The 2,417-nt window shown below is 69.5% G+C and carries 2 protein-coding genes; both read right to left on the reverse strand.

The features are described from left to right. A partial coding sequence (locus E1266_RS36820; protein ID WP_132055154.1) for an FKBP-type peptidyl-prolyl cis-trans isomerase occupies positions 1-789 on the reverse strand: 789 nt, incomplete at its 3' end. A 132-nt stretch (positions 790-921) separates the two neighbouring features. Beyond that, the gene (gene pafA / locus E1266_RS36825; protein ID WP_131956632.1) at positions 922-2,280 is read right to left on the reverse strand and encodes a Pup--protein ligase; all 1,359 of its coding nucleotides are present in this window, start codon (positions 2,278-2,280) and stop codon (positions 922-924) included. Between the last annotated feature and the right edge of the window lie 137 nt (positions 2,281-2,417).

Here is a 2,417-nt window from a genome sequence, read left to right on the forward strand (position 1 = left end):
GCCCTGGTCCCAGCCCTTCATCACCTGACCGGTCCCGATCGCCACCGCCGCCGGATGCCCCTCCGACCACGACGAGTTGAACGCCTTCCCGTCCCGCCAGAAATACCCCGCGTACTGCAGCGCCAGCAGCTGGCCCTTCCGCACCGCCGGGCCACCGCCCCGCACCAGCGTCCGAACCTGCAGCCTCCCAGGCGCCGCCGCACGCGGCACCGTCACCCGCGGCACCTGCCCCGCCGCCGCCTCCGCCACCTTCGGCAGCCCCGGCTCGTCCAGCGGCGCCGCACGCTCCCCGCGCGGCCCCGCCGCCTTCGCGTACACCGCCCGCACGTCCAGCACGTACACCAGCGTGTCGTCCCCGCCCACCTGGTGCTTCGGATCGCCCTTCTCCCCGAAGCCCTCCTTCGGCGGGATCCGCGCCACCACGCGCGACCCCGGACGCGCCCCCTCCAGCGCCTTCGTCAACCCCGGCACCAGCTGCCCCGTCGGGAACGCCCCCGGAGTCCCCTTCGAATAACTGCTCGCCAGCAGCTTCCGCCCGGAGTCACTCCACCGGTAGCCCACATAGTCGGCCACCACCAGATCGCCCTTGCGGGCCGCCGACCCCTCGCCCTCCTTCAGCGTCTCCACCGCCAGCGACTCCCCCGGGCCGCCCTTCGGGAACTCCACCTCGGGCAGCTTCCCGAAATCGCCCCGCACCGTGACGTCCAGCCCGCCGCCGCCCCAGCACCCCGACAGGGCCAACGGCGCGGCGAGCACGACGACCAGGGGCAGCAACCGGACACGACGCATACGGGGGTCCTCCGCGGGGGGTGAGCGCTACTGCGCGCTCACCCTACCGCCCAAGAAACCCGCCGGTAGGGCCAGGTCGCACAACACCACCGGACCGAAACCGGCCCCTCCGCAGCAGCCCGGCCGCCCGCCTCACATCCCCGCGATCAGCTTGTCCACCCGCTCGTCCACCGACCGGAACGGATCCTTGCACAGCACCGTCCGCTGCGCCTGATCGTTCAACTTCAGATGAACCCAGTCCACCGTGAAATCACGCCGCTTCTCCTGCGCCTTCCGGATGAACTCACCCCGCAGCCGCGCCCGCGTCGTCTGCGGCGGCACCGACTTCGCCTCGAAGATGTCCAGATCCCGCGTGACCCGGTCCACCGCCCCGCGCTTCTCCAGCAGGTAGTACAGACCCCGCTCACGATGCACATCGTGATACGTCAGATCCAGCTGCGCCACACGCGGCGACGACAGCGGCAGATCGTACTTCCGCCGATACCGCTCGATCAGCTTGTACTTCGTCACCCAGTCGATCTCCCGCTCGACCAGGTCCAGATCACCCGTCTCCACCGCCCGCAGCGTCCGCTCCCACAGCTCCAGCACCCGCTTCGCCGTCGCGTCCCCGCCGCGCGCGTCCACGAAATCGCGCGCCTTCCCGAAGTACTCCTGCTGGATCTCCAGCGAACTCGCCTCCCGGCCGTTCGCCAGCCGCACCTTCCGCCGGCCCGTCATGTCATGACTGACCTCGCGGATCGCCCGGATCGGGTTCTCCAGCGTCAGATCGCGCATCACCACGCCGGCCTCGATCATCCGCAGCACCAGATCGGTCGCACCGACCTTCAGCAGCATCGTCGTCTCACTCATGTTCGAGTCACCGACGATCACATGCAGCCGCCGGAACCGCTCCGCGTCCGCGTGCGGCTCGTCCCGCGTATTGATGATCGGACGCGACCGCGTCGTCGCCGACGACACACCCTCCCAGATGTGCTCCGCCCGCTGCGACACGCAGTACACCGCCCCGCGCGGCGTCTGCAGCACCTTCCCCGCACCGCTGATGATCTGCCGCGTCACCAGGTACGGAATCAGCACATCCGCCAGCCGCCCGAACTCCCCGTGCCGGCCCACCAGGTAATTCTCATGGCAGCCGTACGAGTTCCCCGCCGAATCCGTGTTGTTCTTGAACAGATAGATGTCGCCGGCGATGCCCTCCTCGCGCAACCGCCGCTCGGCATCGACCAGCAGACCCTCGAGAATCCGCTCACCGGCCTTGTCATGCGTCACCAGATCGACGACGCTGTCACACTCCGGCGTCGCGTACTCCGGATGACTCCCCACGTCCAGGTAGAGCCGTGCCCCATTCCGCAGGAACACGTTGCTGCTACGACCCCACGACACCACCCTCCGGAACAGATAGCGCGCCACCTCGTCCGGTGACAACCGCCGCTGACCCCGGAAGGTACAGGTGACGCCGTACTCGTTCTCAAGCCCGAAGATGCGCCTGTCCACACCCTGACCCTATGCGGCCCGGCCCCAACTTGGCAGTCTCTGCGCACACCGGTTCCCCCCGCACCGGCCCCCGCCGCACACGCGACAGGCCCGCCACGGCAAGGCGGCGACCACCACCCACCACGACGGGCCCATCC

The organism is Actinomadura sp. 7K534, from assembly GCF_004348575.1.
GTDB lineage: Bacteria > Actinomycetota > Actinomycetes > Streptosporangiales > Streptosporangiaceae > Spirillospora > Spirillospora livida.